Raw genomic sequence first — 20,147 nt, forward strand, 5'->3', positions numbered from 1 at the left:
GAGTAACGCACCCGCTGCCGGGGGTGGCAACCGCCGCCCAGGTGCCGGCCTGGCCGGCCCCCGGGGGGTCAGGTCGAGGCGGTGCCGGTGGGCCGGGAGCGCAGTTCGGCGACGTAGTCGTCGGGGGCGCCGGCCTTCTCGGCCGCGTTGGCGATCTCCGACAGGTACCAGGCGGTGGGCAGGCCGCCCTCGTAGCCGGCGAAGACGTACACCCAGGCGGTGACCTCGCCGTCCAGGGTGACCACCCGGACGTGCAGCTTCCGATACGTGCCGGAGGCCACCCCCTCGACCTCGTCGAGTTGCGCGGCGTCGAAGGAGTGCACGTCGTAGAGTGCGACGAAGACCCGATCGCCGGGCGACTCGACGATTGTGGTGACGGCACCCTCCCAGCCGATCACCCCCTCACCGGCGAAGGTGAGCCGCCAGCCTTCCAGCCAGCCGGTGCCCACCATCGGTGAGTGCGGGCAGTAGGCACGCATCCGGGCGGGATCGAGGTTTGAGCCGTACGCGGCGTAATGACGCACGGCGATGACGATAGCCCGGTGGAGGGGTGGGGGAGAATACGACCGTGCGTGTCGAACTGGTTCTGGACAAGATTGTCACTGTGGGCAGCGACGGAGGGCGAGCACTGTGAGCCGGATTGTGATCATCGGCGGCGGACCGGCCGGCTACGAGGCGGCCCTGGTGGCGGCCCAGTTGGACGCGGACGTGACGGTGGTCGAGGCGGACGGCGCGGGCGGGGCGTGCGTGCTGCACGACTGCGTACCGTCGAAGACCTTCATCGCCAGCTCCGACGTGGTGACCGGATCCCGGGACACTGAGGAGTTCGGGGTGCACTCGAACGGGCTGGACAGCGTCACCGTCGACGCCCCGACCGTGTACGGCCGGGTCAAGCGGCTGGCCCTGGCCCAGTCCGCGGACATCCAGGCCAAACTGATCAAGGCTGGCGTGACCTTCGTCTCCGGCCGGGCCCGGCTCGGCGAGGACACGCTCGGTCACACCCACCGGGTACTCGTCACCCCGTCGGACGGTGACTCGACGTACTCGATGGACGCCTCGACCGTGCTGATCGCCACCGGCGCCACCCCTCGGGTGCTGCCCAGCGCGGTCCCGGACGGGGAGCGGATCCTGGACTGGCGCCAGGTGTACGACCTTTCCGAGCTGCCGGAACGGCTGATCGTGATCGGCTCCGGCGTGACCGGTGCGGAGTTCGCCAGCGCGTACCTGGCGATGGGGGTCGGGGTGACCCTGGTCTCCAGCCGCGACCGGGTGATGCCGCACGAGGACCCGGACGCCGCCGCCGCGATCGAGCAGGTCTTCCGGGCCCGGGGGATGGAGATCCTCAACAACAGCCGGGCGAACGCGGTCCGCCGCACCGGCGACGGGGTGGAGGTGGAACTCGCCGACGGCCGGCTGGTGCACGGCTCGCACGCGCTGATGGCGGTCGGCTCGGTGCCGAACACGGCCGACCTCGGGCTGACCGAGTACGGCGTGGCGGTCGGCCCCGGCGGCTTCGTCAGCACCGACCGGGTCTCCCGGACGAACGTGCCCGGCATCTACGCCGCCGGTGACTGCACCGGGGTGCTGCCGCTGGCCAGTGTCGCCGCGATGCAGGGCCGGATCGCGATGTGGCACGCGCTCGGCGACTCGGTCTCGCCGCTGCGGCTGCGTACCGTCGCCGCGAACGTCTTCACCGACCCGGAACTCGCCACCGTCGGGGTGTCGCAGAACGAGGTGGACTCCGGCAGGGTGCCGGCCCGCCAGGTGATGCTGCCGCTGGCCGGCAACGCCCGGGCGAAGATGGCGGACCTGCGCGACGGCTTCGTGAAGCTGTTCTGCCGGCCGGCCAGCGGGCAGGTGGTCGGCGGGGTGGTGGTGGCGCCGCGGGCCAGCGAGCTGATCCTGCCGATCACGATGGCGGTGGAGAACAACCTCACCGTCGACCAGTTGGCGATGACCTTCACCATCTATCCGTCGCTGTCCGGCTCGATCACCGAGGCGGCCCGGCAGTTGATGCTGCACGAGCTGGAGTAGCCGGTCCGAAGTCGGGCCGGGGCCGATCCGGGCGGCGGGTACGGAGGGCTTCGCGGGGCGGTGCGGGCGCGGCGGTCGGCGTACCGTTGTCGGCGCGCGAGCCGTCTCCCGTCGGGTCCCCCGTTCCCGGTGGTCGAGGCGGCTCGCCACCGGGCCGCCGGCGGGTCCCGCGCCGGCGGCCCTTCCACGAGGTACGACGCGTGCACAGTTCATGCGTGGGGCCACCATACTCTCGTTATCGGTATATGCTGCTGTCATGACAGAGACGTTCCGGGAGCCGACGTTCCTCGTCCTCACCGCCCTGGCCGAGCAGCCGCAGCACGGCTACGGGGTGCTGGAGGACGTACGCCGGATCTCCGACGGCCAGGTGCGGCTGCGGGCCGGCACCCTCTACGCGGTGCTGGACCGGCTCCGCGTCGAAGGGCTGGTCGAGGTGGACCGCGAGGAGGTCGTGCAGTCCCGGCTGCGGCGCTACTACCGGATCACCGGTCTGGGCGCGCAACGCCTCGCCGAGGAGGTCTTCCGGCTCCGGCGCAACGCCGAAGCCGCCGCGACCCGGCTGCGCAACAGTGGTTTCGTCCCCGAGGGAGGCCCGGCATGACCGGCGACGAGTCGCAGCACCACCCCGCCCTGGAGCGCCGCTACCGGCGACTGCTGGCCTGCTATCCGTGGGAGCACCGCCGGGCGTACGAGGAGGAGATGCTCGGGGTGCTGCTCGCCGACTCCCGCCCCGGCCAGCGCTGGCCGGCACCGGCGGACGCGGCGAACCTCGCGCTCACCGCGATCAGGACCCGGCTCGGGCACGCCAGCCGGGCCGTCGTCGACCGGAGCTGGTCGGGGGCGGCGGCCACCGCCGGCCTGCTGGCCGCCGTCCTGCTCAGTTACCTGCACGCGCTTCCGCTGGTCAGGCAGGCAGCCTGGGCGCTCGGCCGGGCGGCGCCGGACGACATCGTCTGGTATCCGGACCCGGCCCTGTGGACCCGGGCCGGACTCTGGACCCTGACCGTGCTCGCCGTGCTCGCCGGTCCGCGCCGGCTTGCGCCGCTGCTCGCCTGGCCGGCCGTGCTTGTGGAACTGGTCGCGCTGCCGTCCCGCTACGCCCAGGAACCGGTGACGGTGTTGCAGATGCTGACCCAGACGCTGCTCGAGGTCTGCTGCGCCGTCGCGCTGACCGTGCCAGCGCCGCGCCGGGCGGCCGTGACGGTACTCGGCCGGACCCGGCTGCTGGTGGTAGGTGGCGGCACCGTGTTGTTGCTGGCCGTCAGCGGGACAGAGAGTTATCTGAGCAACCCCTGGGATGTCGACCCGACCGTGCAGGCGATGGTCTCCTTCCTGGTGCCGGCCGGGATGCTGGTGATCGCCTTCGCGGTCTGGGGCGTTCCGGCGCCGGTCCGCCGCCGGATGCTGGCGCTGCTCGCGCCACTCGCCGCGGTGCTGCTTACCGTTCGGTTCGGGCTGGCCGGCTGGGAGTACTCCAACCAGCACATGGGACATCCGGTCTACCTGGTGCCCGCCCAGTGAGTGTTGCTGATCCTGGTGCCGTCGACGACGCTCGTCCTCGGTTTCGTCGCGGTGCGCAGACGTGAGCAGACGCTCCGGCTGGTCGCCCTCGGCCGGAGTGCCGATCGACAACGGTGATCGTGTGTTGTGGTCGTGTTACGCGGGCGCAACGAGGTCGGCGTAACGTCAGGCCATGGCGGACTTGTTCGAGGACTACCGCCTCGGCCCGGGCTGGGACGAGATGTTCGGCGCGCCAGGGATGCCCCGGGACGCGTACGAGGCACTGCACGCCACCCTGCAACCGCTGTCCAGCGTCGAACTACGGGTCCGGGCCGACGTACTCGCCCGGGCCTTCCTCGACCAGGGGATCACCTTCGCGCTCAAGGGCGTCGAACGGCCGTTCCCGCTGGACATCGTGCCCCGGATCATCGCCGCCGACGAGTGGCGGACGGTCGAGGCCGGCGTCGCCCAGCGGGTGCGGACCCTGGAGGCGTTCCTCGCCGACATCTACGGCGCCGGGCAGGTGCTCGCCGACGGGGTGGTGCCGCGCCGGGTGGTGGTGACCAGCGCGCACTTCCACCGCGAGGCGGCCGGGATCGTCCCGCACAACGGGGTACGCGTGCACGTCGCCGGGGTCGACCTGGTCCGCGACGAGCGCGGCGACTTCCGGGTGCTGGAGGACAACGTGCGGGTCCCGTCCGGGGTCAGCTACGTGATGGAGAACCGCCGGGCGATGGCACACGTGCTCCCCGAGGTCTTCGCCGCGACCCGGATCCAGCCGGTCGAGTCGTACCCGGGGCAGTTGCTGCGGGCCCTGCGCGCGGCGGCGCCGGTCGGGATCGCCGACCCGACGGTGGTGGTGTTGACCCCCGGCGTGCACAACTCCGCCTATTTCGAGCACGCCCTGCTGGCCCGCGAGATGGGCGTCGAGCTGGTCGAGGGTCGGGACCTCGTCTGCGTGGGTAACGAGGTCGCCATGCGCACCACCGCGGGCGAGCAGCGGGTCGACGTCATCTACCGGCGCATCGACGACGAGTTCCTGGATCCGGTGCACTTCCGGGCCGACTCGGTGCTCGGGGTGGCCGGGCTGCTCAACGCGGCCCGGGCCGGCCGGGTCACCGTCGCCAACGCGATCGGCAACGGGGTGGCGGACGACAAGCTGCTCTACTCGTACGTCCCGGACCTGATCCGCTACTACCTGGGCGAGGAGCCGATCCTGTCCAATGTGGAGACGTACCGGCTGGAGGACCCGGAGGTGCGCGACCACGTCCTGGACCGGCTCGACGAACTCGTGCTCAAGCCGGTCGACGGCTCCGGCGGAGCCGGCATCGTGATCGGCTCGCAGGCGAGCGACGAGGAGCTGGCCGAGCTGCGGCACCGGATCGCCGTCGACCCGCGCGGCTGGATCGCCCAACGCGAGGTGGCGCTCTCCATGGTGCCGACCCTGGTCGACAACCGGCTGCGGGCCCGGCATGTCGACCTGCGGCCGTTCGCGGTGAACGACGGCCAGCGGGTCACCGTGCTGCCCGGCGGGCTGACCCGGGTGGCGCTGCCGGAGGGGGCGCTGGTGGTCAACTCCAGCCAGGGCGGCGGTTCCAAGGACACCTGGATACTCGCCGAACCGGTCGCCACGCTCAGCCCGGTGGAGCTGGTGGGCATCGAGCCGGTCGATCCGGAGGGCGTGCTGGGCCCGCCCGTGCCGGCGCCGCGCAGCCCCGACCCGGGTCCGGACGCCGGCCTGGTCAGCGTGCAGCAGCAGCAACAGCAACAGTCCGCCCGGGACGAGGCCGCACACCGGGTCCGGACGTGCGGCGCCGCTGCCGCCGCGCCGGGGTGGTCGTCGTGCTGAGCCGGATCGCCGAGTCGCTCTACTGGATCGGCAGGTACGTCGAACGGGCCGAGGACACCGCCCGGATCCTCGACGTGCACCTGCACCGGATGCTCGCCGACCCGTGGGTGGACGAGGCGACCGCCTGCCGGTCCCTGCTCACCGTGATGGGTGCCGGCTCGCTCGACCAGCCGGTCACCGCCGCCCGGGTGGTCGGGGTGCTCGGCCTGGACCCGGAGAGCCCGAGTTCGGTGGTCGGTGCCCTGGCCGCCGCCCGGGAGAACGCCCGGGGCGCCCGGGAGACCATCTCGGCCGACATGTGGGAGTGCCTCAACTCGACCTGGCACGGCCTGCCGGCGGTCCGGCGCCGGGCCGAACAGCAGGGCGTACACGCGTTCTTCAGGTGGGTCCGGGAACGCTGCGCCGTGATGGCCGGGCTGACCGACGCCACCATGAGCCGGGACGAGGGCTGGCTCTTCCTGGTACTCGGCCGCAGCGTCGAACGGGTCGACATGACCGCCCGGCTGCTCTCCACGCACGTACGCGCCGGCGGCAGCATCCCGTCCTGGCTGACCCTGCTGCGCTCCTGCGGCGCCTGGGAGACGTTCCTGCGCACCTACCGGGGCTCGCTCGACGACCGGTACGCCGCCGAGTTCCTGCTGCTCGACCGGCTCTTTCCCCGCTCGGTCTTCGCCGCGCTCTCCAGGGCCGAGGGGTGCCTGCGGGAGTTGGAACCGGCCGGCGGGCCGGGGCAGCCCGGCCGGACCGGGGTCTCCACCGAGGCGCAGCGGATCATCGGCCGGGCCCGGACCGGCCTGGAGTTCCGGGCCGCCGACGAGCTGATCGACGACCTGGCGGCGGTGCTGGCCGGGCTGGAACGCACCTGTTCGCAGGTGAACGACGCGGTCTCCCGCCGCTACTTCCGGCAGACCTCGGCGGTGGCCTGGCTGCCGGAGACGGTGTCGTGACGGTGCCCGGCCGCGGTGCCACGGCGGCGGGGCGGTGCGGGAAGTCGTGGCCGTGCGGAGGGTCGTGGCGGTGCGGGGAGTAGCGGCCGTGTGGGAAGTCGTGGCGGTGTGGGAAGTGTTGTGGCGGGGCGGGAAGGGAACGAGATGACGGTGGACAGCTGGCGGTTGCGGATCCGGCACCAGACCGGCTTCAGCTACGCCGGGCCGGTCGCCTCGTCCTACAACGAGGCGCGGATGTCGCCGCGCAACGAGGCCCGCCAGGCGGTGCTGGAGGCGCGGGTGGAGGTGTGGCCGTCGGCCCGGACCTACCGGTACGAGGACTACTGGGGGACCGTGGTGACCGCCTTCGACCTGCACGACGCGCACGACTCGTTGCAGGTCACCGCCATCTCCACTGTGGAGACCCTCGGCCCCGGCGACCAGTTGGCGGCGACCGACGGGGTGAGCTGGGCCGACCTGCGCGGGCCGGAGAACGCCGACCGCTGGTACGAGCTGTTGCTGCCGACCCCGCGTACCGCGCTGGACGAGGAGCTGACCGGGCTGGCCGAGTCCGTCCGGGCCGCCCAGCCGACCCCGCACGCCGCCGCGATGGCGCTCTGCGAGCAGGTCAGGGACGAGGTCGCGTACGCCTCCGGTGCCACCGGCGTGCAGACCGACGCCGTACAGGCCTGGCGGCAGCGCAAGGGCGTCTGCCAGGACATCAGTCACCTGGTGGTCGGGCTGCTGCGCGCCGTCGGCATCCCGGCCCGGTACGTCTCCGGCTACCTGCACCCGGCCCCGGACGCGGCGATCGGGGACGGCGTCGTCGGGCAGAGCCACGCCTGGGTGGAGTGGTGGGTGGGCCGGTGGACGGCCTTCGACCCGACCAACGGGATACCGGTCGGCGAACGGCACGTGGTGGTCGGCCGGGGCCGGGAGTACGGCGACGTCCCGCCGTTGAAGGGTGTCTACGCGGGCCCGGCCAACACCGGGCAGGGTGTCGAGGTGACTATCACCCGGCTGCGCTGAACTGGGCTGCGCGGAACTGGGCTGCGCTGAACTGGGCTGCGCGGAACTGGGCTGCGACGGTGCGGGCGGCGGGAGTACCGTGGCCGCCATGCGCAGCGCGATGCGGGAGCCGACGACGCCGGGTCACCCCGGCGTGCCGCGCTGACGCATACCGAACTCGTCGACGGCCCCGGGGCGATCCGCCCCGGGGCTTCGTCGTGCGCACCGGATCGGGCGCGGCCCCGGGCGGGCAGCCACCGGGCACACCAGATCTGGGAGCTGACATGCACGACCACCGTAGGCTCGGCCGCGAGCTCGAGCTGTTCCACGCCGACCCGCTCTCCGGCGCCGGCCTGCCGGTCTGGCTGCCGGCCGGCGCCGCCGCCCGGCACGCCGTCGAGTCCTACGTCCGGGAACTGGAGCGCCGGGCCGGCTACCAGCACGTGTACTCGCCGCCGCTGGGCAAGCGCGAACTCTTCGAACTCTCCGGGCACCTCGGCTATTTCGCCGACGACATGTTCCCGGTGCTGCGGCTCTCCGCCGACGACGAGTTCGTACTCCGCCCGGCGCTCTGCCCGCACCACGCCCTGGTCTACTGCTCCCGGGGCCGGTCCTACCGGGAGTTGCCGCTGCGCGTCGCCGAACTCGGCGGGATGTACCGGCCGGAGCGTTCCGGGGTGCTCGGCGGGCTGAGCCGGGTACGCGCGATCTCGCTGAACGACGCGCACAACTTCTGCGTACCCGAGCAGGTCGGTGCCGAGGTCGCCGAGGTGCTGGAACTGATCCGGGAGGCACACGCCGCGCTCGGGGTACGCCCGGCGGGTTTCCGGCTGTCGCTGCGCGGACCGGGCGAGAAGTACGTCGGCGACGACGGCGGGTGGCGGCGTGCCGAGGAGCTGCTGCGCGCGGCGCTGTCCGGGCTGCCGTACGTCGAGGCGCCCGGGGAGGCGGCGTTCTACGGGCCGAAGATCGACATCCAGGTACGGGACGAGGCGGGCCGCGAGTCGACCCTCTCCACCATCCAACTCGACTTCGACAAGCCGGAGCGGTTCGACCTGACCTACACCGACGCCCGGGGGCAGCGGGTCCGGCCGGTGATGCTGCACCGCAGCCTGGTCGGCAGCCTGGAGCGGCTCTTCGCGTATCTGATCGAGGTGCACGCCGGTGCCTTTCCGGCCTGGTACGCCCCGGTCCAGGTGCGGGTGCTGCCGGTCGGTGCGGAGCAGGTGGCGGCGGCCGAGGCGTTCCGCCGGGACTGCGTACTCGCCGGGCTGCGGGCGGAGCTGGCCACCGAGGGGTCGCTCGGTGCCCGGGTCCGGGACGCCGCCCTTCGCCGGGTCCCGTACGCGGCGGTGCTGGGCGCCCGGGAGGTGGCGGACGGGCGGGTGGCGTTGCGGCTGCGGGACGGCCGGGGGCTGGACCCGATGGCCGCGCCGGACGCGCTTGCCCTGGTCGCCGGGGTGGTGGCCAGCCGGTCGGCGGAACTCCTGCCCTGACGCCGTGCCGGGCGTCGCTCGCCCGGTGCCCAGCGTGGCGGCAAGTGGGGGATGTTCCCGCGCCGGGCGTGGCACGCGCTTCGTCAGGCGTGGCCGCAGGCGGGGAGAGGTCCCGCGGGCGTGGCACGCGCTTCGTCAGGCGGGGTTGTCCCGCGTTGAGCGTGATACCACCAAGGCATCATGATGCCTCGGTGGTATCACCGTCGAACAGGTGGTCGCCGTCGACACGCTCGACCAGCATATCTTGTCGCTGACAAGATATGCTGGCCGGATGAGCGACGAGAGCGCCGCGCCGGGCCGGCCGTACCACCATGGAGACCTGCGGCGGACGTTGCTGGCCGCGGCCGCGACCGCGATCGGCGAGTCCGGCCCGGCCGGGCTCAGCCTGCGCGACCTGGCCCGCCGGGCCGGCGTCTCGCACGCGGCCCCGGCGCACCACTTCGGCGACAAGGCCGGGCTGCTCACCGCGTTCGCCACCGAGGGCTTCGAGATGCTGGCCGACACGCTCACCCGGATCCACCAGGAATCCGGCGGCGACCTGCTCGAACTCGGCGTCGGCTACGTCATGTTCGCGGTCCGGTACCGGGCCCACTTCGAGGTGATGTTCCGGCCGGAACTCTTCCACCGCGACGACAGCGGGCTCGTCGCCGCGCAGCAGCGCGCCCGGGGGGCACTGCGGGCCGGCGTGGCCGGACTGCCCGGATCGCCGGCCGGCCCGCAGGCGGCCGAGTCGGAGTTGGCCGCCTGGTCGATCGTGCACGGCTTCGCCACCCTCTGGCTCGGCGGGGCACTCCGGGTCGACCAGATCGGCACCGACCCGGAGGCCGCCGCCCGACGGGTGATCCGCCGCCTCTTCGCGGTCCCCGCCGATCCGCCGCCTCTTCGTGGTCAGGGCTGAGCCGTTGCCTCTTCCCAATCCCGGCCGAGTCGTCGCCTCTTCCCAATCCCGGCTGAGTCGCCGGGCCCCGCGTCCGCTCACCAGTTCGTGGGCAGCGGCATCCCCTCGGTGTAGCCGGCGGCGCTCTGCACCCCGACCACCGCGTTCGCGTGGAACCCGGCGAGATCGGCCGCCCCGGCGTACGTGCAGGCGCTGCGAACCCCGGCGACGATCCCGTCGATCAGGTCCTCCACGCCCGGCCGCCCCGGATCGAGGTACATCCGCGCGCTGGAGATTCCCTCCTCGAAGACCGCCTTCCGGGCCTGTTCGTAGACGCTGTCCTCGGCGGTACGCGCGCTAACCGCCCGCGCCGACGCCATGCCGAAGCTCTCCTTGTAACGCCGTCCGTCGGCATCGGTGTAGAGGTCCCCGGGCGACTCGTAGGTGCCGGCGAACCAGGTTCCGATCATCACGTTCGACGCCCCGGCGGCCAGCGCCAGCGCGACGTCGCGCGGATGGCGTACGCCGCCGTCGGCCCAGACGTGCCGGCCCAGTTCGCGGGCCGCCGCCGCGCAGTCGAGTACCGCCGAGAACTGCGGCCGGCCCACCCCGGTCATCATCCGGGTGGTGCACATCGCCCCCGGCCCCACGCCGACCTTGACGATGTCCGCCCCCGCCTCGACCAGGTCGCGTACCCCCTCGGCGGTGACCACGTTGCCGGCGGCCACCGGCACCGGCGGGTCGAGGCGGTGCACCGCGCGCAGGGCCCGGAGCATCCGCTCCTGGTGGCCGTGCGCGGTGTCCACCACCAGGGTGTCCACCCCGGCCTCGAAGAGCGCGGCGGCCTTGCCGGCGACGTCACCGTTGATCCCGATCGCCGCCGCGATCCGCAACCGGCCCTTGCCGTCGCACGCCGGCCGGTACAGCGTGGCCCGCAGCGCGCCCTTCCGGGTCAGCACCCCGACCAGCCGACCCTCGACGTCCACCACCGGGGCGAGCCGGCGGCGTCCCCGGGAGAGCCGCTCGAACCCGGTACGGGGATCGGCCTCGGCGGGCACGGTGTGCAACTCCGTCGACATCACATGCCGCACCTGCGCGAACCGGTCCACCCCGACGGTGTCCGCCTCGGTCACCACGCCGACCGGCCGGCCCTCCGGGTCGACCACGACGACCGCGCCGTGCGACCGCTTCGGCAGCAGGTGGATGGCGTCCCCGACGGTGTCGGTCGGGCCGAGGGTGATCGCGGTGTCGTGCACCAGGTGCCGCTGCTTGACCCAGCCGATCACCTCGGTGACGACCTCGATCGGGATGTCCTGCGGCAGGACGGTGAGGCCGCCCCGCCGGGCCACCGTCTCGGCCATCCGCCGGCCCGCCACCGCCGTCATGTTGGCCACCACGATCGGGATCGTGGTGCCGGTACCGTCGGCGCTGGACAGGTCGACGTCGAGCCGGGACTCGACGGCCGACCGGACCGGTGCCAGGAAGACGTCGTTGTAGGTCAGGTCCTGCGTGGGCTTCCCGCCGCTGATGAACCGCACCTGGCCATCATGCCGGAGGGCGATCCACCCGGCCCGGCGGTCCGCCGCCGAAGGTGAGCAGCGCCGCAGACCGCGTCGCAGACGACCGCGCCGGCGACGCGTCGGTGTGCGGGCCGGTGCCGGTGGTCGCGGTCACTGGATGACGCAGATGACGGCACCGGCGGCAAGTACGCCACCGACCTCGGCGGCCAGCTCGGTCACCACGCCCGCCTTGTGCGCGTGCAGCGGCTGCTCCATCTTCATCGCCTCCATGACGACGACCAGGTCACCCTCGGCGACGGTGTCGCCCTCGGCAACCGCGATCTTGACGATGGTGCCCTGCATCGGGGAGGTCAGCGCGTCGCCACCGGCGGCGGCCCCGCCCCCCGCCCCGGCGCGACCGGCACGCCGGGCCGGCCGACGCGCGGCGGGGGTGCCTGCGGCGGCCGAGCTGCCCGGGGCGGCGGCCGGGGACGTACCCTGGCCGAAGCCGGCGGGGAGGCTGACCTCCAGCCGCTTGCCGGCCACCTCGACCACGACGGTCTCCCGGGCACCGACCGGCTCGTCCGCCGGAGCGGCGCCGGTGAAGGCCGGCACGGTGTTGTCGAACTCGGTCTCGATCCACCGGGTGTGCACGGTGAACGGTTCGGCGGTGAACGCCGGGTCCCGCACGACGAGCCGGTGGAACGGCAGTGCGGTGGCCATCCCGTCCACCACCATCTCGGCCAGGGCGCGGCGGGCCCGCTCCAGCGCCTCTGCCCGGGTCTCCCCGGTCACGATCAGCTTGGCGAGCAGCGAGTCGAAGTTGCCGCCGACCACGTCCCCGGCGGTGATGCCGGTGTCCACCCGTACGCCGGGGCCGGAGGGGAGCCGCAGCGCGGTCACGGTGCCCGGGGCCGGCAGGAAGTTCCGGCCCGGGTCCTCGCCGTTGATCCGGAACTCGATCGAGTGCCCGCGCGGCACCGGATCGGCGTCGAGCCGCAGCTTCTCGCCGGCGGCGATCCGGAACTGCTCCCGGACCAGGTCGATCCCGGCGGTCTCCTCGGTCACCGGGTGCTCCACCTGGAGCCGGGTGTTCACCTCCAGGAAGCTGATGGTGCCGTCCGCGCCGACCAGGTATTCCACCGTGCCGGCGCCGTGGTAGTCGGCCTCCCGGCAGATCGCCTTGGCGCTGGCGTGGATCTGCGCCCGCTGCTCGTCGGTCAGGAACGGGGCCGGCGCCTCCTCGACCAGCTTCTGGTGCCGGCGTTGCAGCGAGCAGTCCCGGGTGCCGACCACCACGACGTTGCCGTGCCGGTCGGCCAGCACCTGCGCCTCGACGTGCCGGGGCCGGTCCAGGTAGCGCTCGACGAAACACTCGCCCCGGCCGAACGCGGCCAGTGCCTCCCGGGTGGCCGACTCGAAGAGCACCGGGATCTCCTCCGCCGTCCGGGCCACCTTGAGGCCCCGGCCACCGCCGCCGAACGCCGCCTTGATTGCTACCGGCAGGCCGTGCTCGGCCGCGAAGGCCAGCACCTCGTCCGGGCCGCCGACCGGTTCGGCGGTGCCGGGCACCAGCGGAGCGCCGGCCCGCTGCGCGATGTGCCGGGCGGTGACCTTGTCGCCGAGGTCGCGGATCGCCTGCGGCGTCGGCCCGATCCAGGTCAGGCCGGCGTCGATCACCGCCGCCGCGAAGTCCGCGTTCTCGGAGAGAAACCCGTAACCCGGATGTACGGCGTCCGCCCCCGACCGGTCGGCCACGTCGAGCAGCTTGTCGATCCGCAGGTACGTCTCGGACGCGGTGTCGCCACCGAGGGCGTACGCCTCGTCGGCGAGAGTGGCGTGCAGCGCGTCCCGGTCGGAGTCGGCGTAGACGGCGACGCTGGCCAGGCCGGCGTCCTGGCAGGCGCGGACGACCCGGACCGCGATCTCGCCCCGGTTGGCGATCAGTACCTTGCGCACGCCGCTGCTCCTCCTCGGATCTTCCCGCCCGTCCTGCTACCCGCCGCCGCTTCCGCCGCAAAGGTTCGGCAGCGCTGGAGCGACCGCCAGGGACGCTGCCAGGGACATTGTCAACGAACCCGGCCGGCGCCCCGACGGGCGGGGACCCCTGGCCGGCTCGGCCCGGCTGCGGAACCTCTCGCCGGTCGACGACGGGACGGCGCTGGTCGATAGTCAATTTTGGCTATTACGCTTCTGGGTGTGTCAGCTACCCGAATGATGATTCTCGGCCTGGTCCGCTGGATGCAACCGGTGCACGGCTATGACGTACGTCGCGAGCTGCTGAGCTGGAGCGCGGACAAGTGGGCGAACGTACAGCCCGGCTCGATCTACCACGCGCTGCGCAAGTTGACCGAGGAGGGGCTGCTGCGCGAGGTGGCCACCGAGCAGGTCGGCGCCCGCCCGGCCCGGATCACGTACGAGATCACGCCGGTCGGCGAGGACGAGTTCCAGGGCCTGCTCAGAGGCATCTGGTGGAACCTCGGCGAGGTGGTCGACCCGTTCTTCGCGGCCTTCTCCTTCCTGCCGGCGCTGCCTCGCGAGGAGGCGTCGGCGGCACTGCGCAACCGGGCCCGGCTGCTGCGGGCGGTCAACGACAGCCTGCGGGCGGCGATGGAGTCCGGCTGGATGAAGGAGGGCAAGCCGGTGCACGTCTCCTGGATGTGGCAGCTCTCCGTCGCCCGGTCGGAGGGGGAGATCGCCTGGTGCGAGCGGATCGCCGACCTGATCGACGCCGGGGTGCCGTACCTGCCGGAGGACTACGCCGAGCAGCCCGCCTGGGCGCAGTTCGCGAAGCTGGCCAACGAGGCGACCGGCTTCGACGGTGGCCGTACGCCGGACCCCGGTGGCGCTGATACGCCGGACCCCGGTGGCGCTGGCGCGCCGGACGACACCGCCCCGAGGGACGGTGCCGGACGGCCGAGCGACGCGTAATAATCAACGTTGACTAGATGCGCTATATCGCGTTAGCCTCCCTCAAGCGTTGCGGTGGGCGCCTTCTGGCGTGCCCCGGGGGATGGGCCGGTGGGGATGCCGGTCCGGCTGACCAGGAGCAGGCATGATCGAGACAAAGGGACTGCGGAAGTCGTTCCGCTCCCGACAGGGCAGAGCGAAGAAGTCGGTCGACGCGGTCCGCGGTGTCGACCTCGTGGTGGCCGAGGGGGAGATCTTCGGCTTCCTCGGCCCGAACGGTGCGGGCAAGACCACCACGCTGCGGATGCTCGCCACACTCATCGAACCGGACGGCGGCGAGGCAAACATCGCCGGAGTCGACCTGCGGAGCAACCCGGGTGAGGTGCGCCGGCGGATCGGCTACGTGGCCCAGGGCGGCAGCACCTGGGACGAGTCCACCGCCCGGGAGGAACTCGTCCTGCACGCCCGGATGTACGGCTTCAGCAAGGCCGAGGCGCAGCAGCGCGCCGTACGGGCCCTGGCGGCGTTCCAACTCACCGAGTACGCCGACCGCAAGTGCAAGACCTACTCCGGTGGGCAGCGGCGCCGGGTCGACATCGCGCTCGGCATCATCCACAAGCCGAAGATCGTCTTCCTGGACGAGCCGACCACCGGGCTCGACCCGCAGAGCCGGGCGCACATGTGGGACGAGATCCGCCGGCTGCGCGCCGAGGGGATGACCGTCTTCATCACCACGCACTACCTGGACGAGGCGGACGCGCTCTGCGACCGGATCGCCATCATGGACCACGGCGAGGTGGTCGCCGAGGGGACGCCGGCCGAGCTGAAGCGGGAGATCTCCGGCGACGTGGTGCTGGTCACCATCGAGGGATCGGCCCAGGAAGCCGCCGGCAAGGTCCTGGAGCCCCAGCCGTACGTCACCAGGCTGGAGAGCACCGACGAGGGTGGGCTGCGGCTCTATGTCCACGACGGGTCCCGGGACATGCCGCAGATCCTCCGCGCACTGGACGCCGCGGGCATCGCGCTCAGCTCGATCGAGCTGCACCGGCCCAGTCTCGACGACGTGTTCCTCACCAAGACCGGCCGCTCGCTGCGCGAGTCCTGACCCCCAACCGCGCGAGTGCCGACCGCCAACCGCGAGTTCTGGCCGCTCGCCGCGCTGATCCTGACGCTCGCCGCGCCCGCCGAACAGGAGACCTGCTAGTGAAACTCGCCCGCGACACATGGTTGATCTTCCAGCGGCAGTTCCTGCTGCTGGTCCGCCAGCCCGTCTGGCTCTTCGTCGGCATCTTCCAGCCGGTGATGTACCTGCTGCTCTTCGCCCCGCTGCTCAAGCCCGCGTTGCAGGCGTCGAGCAACGCCGAGGCGTACCGGATCTTCGTGCCCGGCCTGCTGGTGCTGCTCGCCATCTTCGGTGGGCTGTTCCAGGGCTTCGGTCTGATCGCCGAACTGCGGGCCGGAGTGATCGAACGCTCCCGGGTCACCCCGGTCAGCCGGCTCGCCCTGCTGCTCGGCCGCTCACTGCGGGACGTGGCGTCGCTGATCGCCCAGGCGATCATCATCACCGTGCTGGCGCTCGGCTTCGGGCTCTCGGTCTTCATCGGCGACCTGCTGCTGGCGTACCTGCTGCTGGCCCTGATCGCACTGATGACCTCGGCCCTGTCGTACGGGATCGCCCTGGTGGTGAAGAGCGAGGACGCCCTGGCGCCGCTGATGAACACGATCGCCCAACCGGTCCTGCTGCTCTCCGGCATCCTGCTGCCGCTGAGCTTCGCGCCCGGCTGGTTGCAGGGGATCGCCGACTGGAACCCGTTCTCCTGGGCGGTCGACGGGGCGCGGGCGCTCTTCGCCGGTGATCTCGGCAACGACGCGGTCTGGCAGGGACTGTCGGTGATGGCGGTGATCACGGTGCTCGCCGTGGTCTGGGCCGCCCGCGAGTTCGCCCGCAGCGTTCGCTGACGCTTCCTCCCGGGTACGGGGTGGGGCAGGCGTCCGGCCGCCGCATCCCGTACCCGGATCGCCCGTCGCCGGACCTCGGTGCTGTTGGTGGCGGGTGGTGGCGGTGGTCAGCGGCGGCGGGCCAGGGTGAGGCCGTCGGCGATCGGCAGCATCACCAGGTCGACCCGTTCGTCTGCCAACACCGCCTCGTTGAACTCGGCGATCGCCTGGTCGGCCACGCTCTCCGGGGCGAGGACCCGACCGCCGCGCAGCACGTTGTCCACCACGAGCAACCCGCCGGTACGCATCCTCGGCACCAGCTCGGCCCAGTAGGTCGGGTAGCCCGGCTTGTCGGCGTCGACGAAGGCGAGGTCCAGGTGCGGCTGCGCGGGCAACGACCGCAGGGTTTCGGCGGCCGGCCCGATCCGCAGCTCGATCCGGTCGGAGACCCCGGCCCGGGACCAGTAGCGGCGGGCGACCGCCGTGTACTCCTCCGAGATGTCGAAACAGGTCAGCCGGCCGTCGGCAGGCAGGCCCCGGGCGATGGCCAACGACGAGAGCCCGGTGAACGTGCCGATCTCGACCGCCTGCCGGGCGTCGACCAGCCGGGTCAGGAAGGTGAGCAGCCCTGCCTGCTCCGGAGCGATCTGCATCCCAGCCTCGGCCGGGAGCAGGGAGATCGTCTCGTCGATCAGCTCCCGGGTCAGGGCGTCCGGCGGAGAGCCGTGCGCCAGGACGTAGGCGTGCAGGTCATCGGTGAGCGGAATCGACTTCGTCGGCACCGCTCGACGCTATGCCAGGATGCCGCCGGACGGTAGCCGGTTTGTCGATCTGCCGGCGGTGGTCCGTTTGTCGATCTGCCGGCGGTAGCTGATCTGTCGTGCTGCCGGATGGTAGCCAGTTCGTCGATCTATGCCGTAGGACGCTGGTTCGTCTGTCGGGACGCGTCGCCGGTCGTCCCCGGTCGTCGGCGGGCCTGCCTCAGCGGGCCGTCCCGACCGCCGGTCCGGCGTCGTCGGTCGAGGTCGCCGCCCGGCTCGTCCAAAGGTCGGTGATCCGCAGGTCGAGCTGGCCCAGCAGGTCACGGAAGAGCGGCAGGGAGAGCCCGATGACGGTACCGGGATCGCCCTCTATCCGGTCGACGAACGGGCCGCCCAGGCCGTCGATGGTGAACGCCCCTGCCACGTGTAACGGCTCACCCGTGGCGACGTAGGCGGCGATCTCGTCGTCGGTGATCTCCGCGAAATGGACGGCGGTGGCGGCGACCCGGGCCACCTCCCGCCGACCGGACAGGTCGACCAGGCAGTGCCCGGTGTGCAGTACGCCGCTCTTGCCGCGCATCGCCTGCCAGCGGCGGGTCGCCTCCTCGGCGTCGGCCGGCTTGCCGAGAATCTCCCCGTCGAAGGCGAGTACCGAGTCACATCCGAGCACGAGGGTGCGCGGGTCGGCCGGCTCGCTCCCGGTGCCATTGGTGCTCGTGCCATTGGTGCCGGTGCCCGTGCCGGCGCCGGCGCCGGTGATCCGAGCGATCCGGTCGGCTACCGTTCGCGCCTTCAGTTGGGCCAGCGTGAGGCTCAACGCCCCCGGGCTGGACGGGTCCACCTGAGACTCGTCGACCCCGCTGACCAGCACCTCCGGTTCGATGCCGGCAGCCTGTAGGAGTTTGCGTCGGGCCGGGCTCGCCGAGGCGAGCACCAGGCGCAGCCGATGTGTCGTACGCACGCCGGCCAACGCTACCCGGCCCGTCGAAGGCTACCTACGATCGGGCCGGGTGTACGTGTCGCCGCCCTCCTCAGGAGCGGTACGGCTGCTGCCGACGCCGGAGCAGGAACACGACCAGGAGCGTCACCAGCAGACCGAGTACGACGAGTGCGACCAGTACACCGATCAGGATCGTCGGGCCAACGTTCGACTTCTCCTCGGGTTCTGGAGCGGCGTTACCGGCGGGCGGGGTCTGGGGGGCACTCGGTGCGGTACTCGCGCTCGGGTTGGCGCCCCCCTCCAGCGGAGGTACGTCCGCCGTCAGCGCTTTGACCAGGTTGAGTACGCCGTACCCGTACTCCTCGTCCCGGCCCGGCGCACCCTTGTCATCTGCGGTAGCCGTCAGCCGGTGTACGACTTCCTCCGCCGACAGTTCCGGATACTTACTCCGTACGAGCGCAGCCGCCCCGGCGACGATGGCAGTGGAGAAAGAGGTTCCGTCGCCGCTTTGATACTTTCCGTTGTTTTGGGTGCTACTGATATCTACGCCCGGCGCAGCAATAACGATCTTCGAGCCGGTAACCGAAACGTTTGAATGGTTGCCTTGTCGGTCCGTTGCGGAGACCGCAACGACACCTGGGTAGGCGGCAGGAAACCCTACCATAAATCCGCCGGAACGGTTGCCCGCTCCGGCGACGACAACTACATCCGCGCGAATCGCAGCCTCTACTGCCTGGCGCAGACGTGTGGTAGAGCTTGCGGTAGATGAAATGTTTATTACCTTTGCGCCTCTCGCGACAGCCCAGTTTATCCCCTTTGTGATATCGTCTGGGTCGTCGTCTGCGCTTGATGGTGCAACATAGCGGATTGGCAGGATCTTGGCCTTAGGTGCGATGCCTAATATTCCGCTGTTGTCGGATCTGCCGTGGGCTGCGATAATTCCCGCCACAGCCGTTCCGTGTCCGTCATCGTCAGTGCGGCCGGTGCCCCGTCCCCCCGGGTACGTGTCAGTTCCAGACAGTAAATTGTTGCGTAGGTCGGGATGAGGGTCGACGCCAGTGTCGACAACTGCGACAGTAATGCCATTGCCCTGAGTAATCTTGTGTGCCTCGGTCGCTTTTAGGTATTGCAGATGCCACTGATTTCTGCGGATTTGATCGGCGTGCGCGGGTAAGGCGGGCACAACAGCCACGGCCGCAGCACAAAGAAGTGCTGCGGCCGCTCGTGTAGCGCGGTGTGTCACCGGCTGGAGCCAATCGTCGGGCCCGGGTCGATGCGGCGATTCTCATGAGATGGCATCATGACCGGGGCGACTCCCTCGTCAGTTTCCCAAGGATTGTCCGGATCCCAGTGCCGGGCTTCGCCTTCCTTGCCTTGATTGCCAGGTCGCGCGGTCGTTCCCAACCCGTATGCCTGCCCAGTGCCTGCCGGCCGACTTGCTCCAAAAGTAGATCCTCGACCTGCACCGGTCGGCGATGGCGCTCCGCTCCCGCCACCTATCACGCCGCCAATGGGGTTGATTCGCCGAGTTCCTACAGGTCCTGAAGCCGGCTGCGTCAGGCCTGCCCCTGGCTTACCGCCGATCATTCCCCCTGGTGGCATAGCTCGGGGAGCCGTTCCCGAGTTAGGGTTAAACCCTGACTTGCTCAGTCCAGTGCTTGGCGGCATCGAAGACGGCGCGGGATAGCCAGATGGCAAAGCAGGTGGCTTGCCCCCAGGCGGCCTAGCACTAGGGGGCAATCCCGGGGGGAGCGGAGGCGTAGGCGGGCCAGTGGTGGGTGGTGGCGCCGGTGGGATAACACTCGGCGGTGTCGGTGGCACGGCGGGGGGTGCTATCGGCCCGGTGCCACCGAGGATCGGACCGGCAGAAGGCCCAGTTGTAGTTGGAACGACGGTATGGATAGCTGGCGTCGGAGTTGGCGGGGGTGTATAGCTGGCGCCGCCGCCCGCCGGCATTGGCACGACCGGCGGCAGGACCGGTGGCGCCGAACCGCCCATGACGCTGCTCCCGCCGCCGTCCGGCGGTTCCTCTCCAACCCGTTGGCGACTATTGTAAACAGGAGGCTTGCGGAGCTGTACCTGGGCGGTGGCGAGTTCGCTGCTCAGGCCGTACATGATGTGGCGAGCGCGCCAGTTGAGGTCTTCCAGGTCGGACTGGGTCGTTGGCTGCTGGCCAGCAGGCGGCCGGCCGTTGTTCGCAAGCAGAGCCGCGTCGTACTGCTGCTTGGCCTGTTCCTTCGCGACGTACTGCCGGTGAAGGTCCTCAAGGTTCCTGCGGGACTCCCAGATAGCCTGGGTCACCCCGCTGAGAGTCTGCTGGTTGGCAGCGGCGGTGTCGTAGACGCCCTGCACCGTCTGGATGAGGTAGTCGAGACGCGCGATGTACGCCCTCGAAGCCTCGCTCTTCTC

Annotated in this window: 17 protein-coding genes; 11 read left to right on the plus strand and 6 right to left on the minus strand. The window is 71.4% G+C overall.

Features of this window, described 5'->3' with window-relative positions:
• Nucleotides 1–68: 68 nt before the first annotated feature.
• Nucleotides 69–524, minus strand: coding sequence for a gamma-glutamylcyclotransferase (locus O7626_RS00865; RefSeq protein WP_278058251.1), 456 nt, complete (start codon nucleotides 522–524; stop codon nucleotides 69–71).
• A gap of 106 nt (nucleotides 525–630) precedes the next feature.
• Here O7626_RS00865 and O7626_RS00870 point away from each other — a divergent pair, with 106 nt between their 5' ends.
• The 8 genes from O7626_RS00870 to O7626_RS00905 all read left to right on the plus strand — a co-directional run bounded on the left by O7626_RS00870 (nucleotide 631) and on the right by O7626_RS00905 (nucleotide 9,711).
• The gene (locus O7626_RS00870; RefSeq protein WP_278058253.1) at nucleotides 631–2,034 is read left to right on the plus strand and encodes an NAD(P)H-quinone dehydrogenase; all 1,404 of its coding nucleotides are present in this window, start codon (nucleotides 631–633) and stop codon (nucleotides 2,032–2,034) included.
• 256 nt (nucleotides 2,035–2,290) lie between these two features.
• Nucleotides 2,291–2,635 (plus strand): helix-turn-helix transcriptional regulator, encoded by a 345-nt coding sequence (locus O7626_RS00875; RefSeq protein WP_278058255.1) that lies wholly within the window; start codon nucleotides 2,291–2,293, stop codon nucleotides 2,633–2,635.
• Nucleotides 2,632–3,555: a hypothetical protein gene (locus O7626_RS00880; RefSeq protein WP_278058257.1), complete on the plus strand. Its 924-nt coding sequence runs from the start codon at nucleotides 2,632–2,634 to the stop codon at nucleotides 3,553–3,555. Before O7626_RS00875 ends, O7626_RS00880 begins: the two co-directional genes overlap by 4 nt.
• Nucleotides 3,556–3,727: 172 nt before the next feature.
• Nucleotides 3,728–5,383, plus strand: a complete 1,656-nt coding sequence (locus O7626_RS00885) for a circularly permuted type 2 ATP-grasp protein (protein ID WP_278058259.1) — start codon at nucleotides 3,728–3,730, stop codon at nucleotides 5,381–5,383.
• Nucleotides 5,377–6,330, plus strand: a complete 954-nt coding sequence (locus O7626_RS00890; RefSeq protein ID WP_278058261.1) for an alpha-E domain-containing protein — start codon at nucleotides 5,377–5,379, stop codon at nucleotides 6,328–6,330. Before O7626_RS00885 ends, O7626_RS00890 begins: the two co-directional genes overlap by 7 nt.
• Nucleotides 6,331–6,474: 144 nt before the next feature.
• The gene (locus O7626_RS00895; RefSeq protein WP_278058263.1) at nucleotides 6,475–7,338 is read left to right on the plus strand and encodes a transglutaminase family protein; all 864 of its coding nucleotides are present in this window, start codon (nucleotides 6,475–6,477) and stop codon (nucleotides 7,336–7,338) included.
• 263 nt (nucleotides 7,339–7,601) lie between these two features.
• Nucleotides 7,602–8,813 carry a threonine--tRNA ligase gene (gene thrS / locus O7626_RS00900; RefSeq protein ID WP_278058265.1) on the plus strand — a complete coding sequence of 404 codons (1,212 nt, stop codon included), beginning with the start codon at nucleotides 7,602–7,604 and terminating at the stop codon, nucleotides 8,811–8,813.
• Nucleotides 8,814–9,084: 271 nt separating this feature from the next.
• Complete coding sequence (locus O7626_RS00905) at nucleotides 9,085–9,711, plus strand: TetR/AcrR family transcriptional regulator (RefSeq protein ID WP_278058267.1); 627 nt, start codon at nucleotides 9,085–9,087, stop codon at nucleotides 9,709–9,711.
• A 77-nt stretch (nucleotides 9,712–9,788) separates the two neighbouring features.
• Here the strand turns inward: O7626_RS00905 and O7626_RS00910 are convergent, their stop codons facing one another.
• On the minus strand, nucleotides 9,789–11,228 hold the full coding sequence (locus O7626_RS00910; RefSeq protein ID WP_278058269.1) for a GuaB1 family IMP dehydrogenase-related protein: 1,440 nt from the start codon (nucleotides 11,226–11,228) through the stop codon (nucleotides 9,789–9,791).
• A 132-nt stretch (nucleotides 11,229–11,360) separates the two neighbouring features.
• Nucleotides 11,361–13,148 (minus strand): biotin carboxylase N-terminal domain-containing protein, encoded by a 1,788-nt coding sequence (locus O7626_RS00915; protein WP_278058271.1) that lies wholly within the window; start codon nucleotides 13,146–13,148, stop codon nucleotides 11,361–11,363.
• A gap of 240 nt (nucleotides 13,149–13,388) precedes the next feature.
• On the opposite strand from O7626_RS00915, the gene O7626_RS00920 reads away from it, so the two are divergent.
• The 3 genes from O7626_RS00920 (at nucleotide 13,389) to O7626_RS00930 (ending at nucleotide 16,058) form a co-directional block, all read left to right on the plus strand.
• Nucleotides 13,389–14,120: a PadR family transcriptional regulator gene (locus O7626_RS00920; protein WP_278058273.1), complete on the plus strand. Its 732-nt coding sequence runs from the start codon at nucleotides 13,389–13,391 to the stop codon at nucleotides 14,118–14,120.
• A gap of 124 nt (nucleotides 14,121–14,244) precedes the next feature.
• Nucleotides 14,245–15,204, plus strand: a complete 960-nt coding sequence (locus O7626_RS00925; protein ID WP_278058275.1) for an ATP-binding cassette domain-containing protein — start codon at nucleotides 14,245–14,247, stop codon at nucleotides 15,202–15,204.
• Between the two features lie 98 nt (nucleotides 15,205–15,302).
• Nucleotides 15,303–16,058, plus strand: coding sequence for an ABC transporter permease (locus O7626_RS00930; RefSeq protein WP_278058277.1), 756 nt, complete (start codon nucleotides 15,303–15,305; stop codon nucleotides 16,056–16,058).
• A gap of 107 nt (nucleotides 16,059–16,165) precedes the next feature.
• Here the strand turns inward: O7626_RS00930 and O7626_RS00935 are convergent, their stop codons facing one another.
• The 3 genes from O7626_RS00935 to mycP all read right to left on the minus strand — a co-directional run bounded on the left by O7626_RS00935 (nucleotide 16,166) and on the right by mycP (nucleotide 18,930).
• Entirely contained in the window at nucleotides 16,166–16,819 is a 654-nt protein-coding gene (locus O7626_RS00935) for an O-methyltransferase (protein WP_278058279.1), read from the minus strand.
• Between the two features lie 199 nt (nucleotides 16,820–17,018).
• Nucleotides 17,019–17,759 (minus strand): Maf family protein, encoded by a 741-nt coding sequence (locus O7626_RS00940; RefSeq protein WP_278058281.1) that lies wholly within the window; start codon nucleotides 17,757–17,759, stop codon nucleotides 17,019–17,021.
• Between the two features lie 70 nt (nucleotides 17,760–17,829).
• On the minus strand, nucleotides 17,830–18,930 hold the full coding sequence (gene mycP / locus O7626_RS00945) for a type VII secretion-associated serine protease mycosin (RefSeq protein WP_278058283.1): 1,101 nt from the start codon (nucleotides 18,928–18,930) through the stop codon (nucleotides 17,830–17,832).
• Nucleotides 18,931–20,147: the final 1,217 nt, after the last annotated feature.

Source organism: Micromonospora sp. WMMD1102 (genome assembly GCF_029626265.1).
In the GTDB taxonomy this organism is placed as follows: domain Bacteria; phylum Actinomycetota; class Actinomycetes; order Mycobacteriales; family Micromonosporaceae; genus Plantactinospora.

Bases quoted from the DNA above. Each gene is read 5' to 3' on its own strand.
- O7626_RS00875 (WP_278058255.1), top strand. From the start codon at position 2,291: ATGACAGAGACGTTCCGGGAGCCGACGTTCCTCGTCCTCACCGCCCTG.
- O7626_RS00880 (WP_278058257.1), top strand. From the start codon at position 2,632: ATGACCGGCGACGAGTCGCAGCACCACCCCGCCCTGGAGCGCCGCTAC.
- O7626_RS00885 (WP_278058259.1), top strand. From the start codon at position 3,728: ATGGCGGACTTGTTCGAGGACTACCGCCTCGGCCCGGGCTGGGACGAG.
- O7626_RS00895 (WP_278058263.1), top strand. From the start codon at position 6,475: ATGACGGTGGACAGCTGGCGGTTGCGGATCCGGCACCAGACCGGCTTC.
- thrS (WP_278058265.1), top strand. From the start codon at position 7,602: ATGCACGACCACCGTAGGCTCGGCCGCGAGCTCGAGCTGTTCCACGCC.
- O7626_RS00905 (WP_278058267.1), top strand. From the start codon at position 9,085: ATGAGCGACGAGAGCGCCGCGCCGGGCCGGCCGTACCACCATGGAGAC.
- O7626_RS00925 (WP_278058275.1), top strand. From the start codon at position 14,245: ATGATCGAGACAAAGGGACTGCGGAAGTCGTTCCGCTCCCGACAGGGC.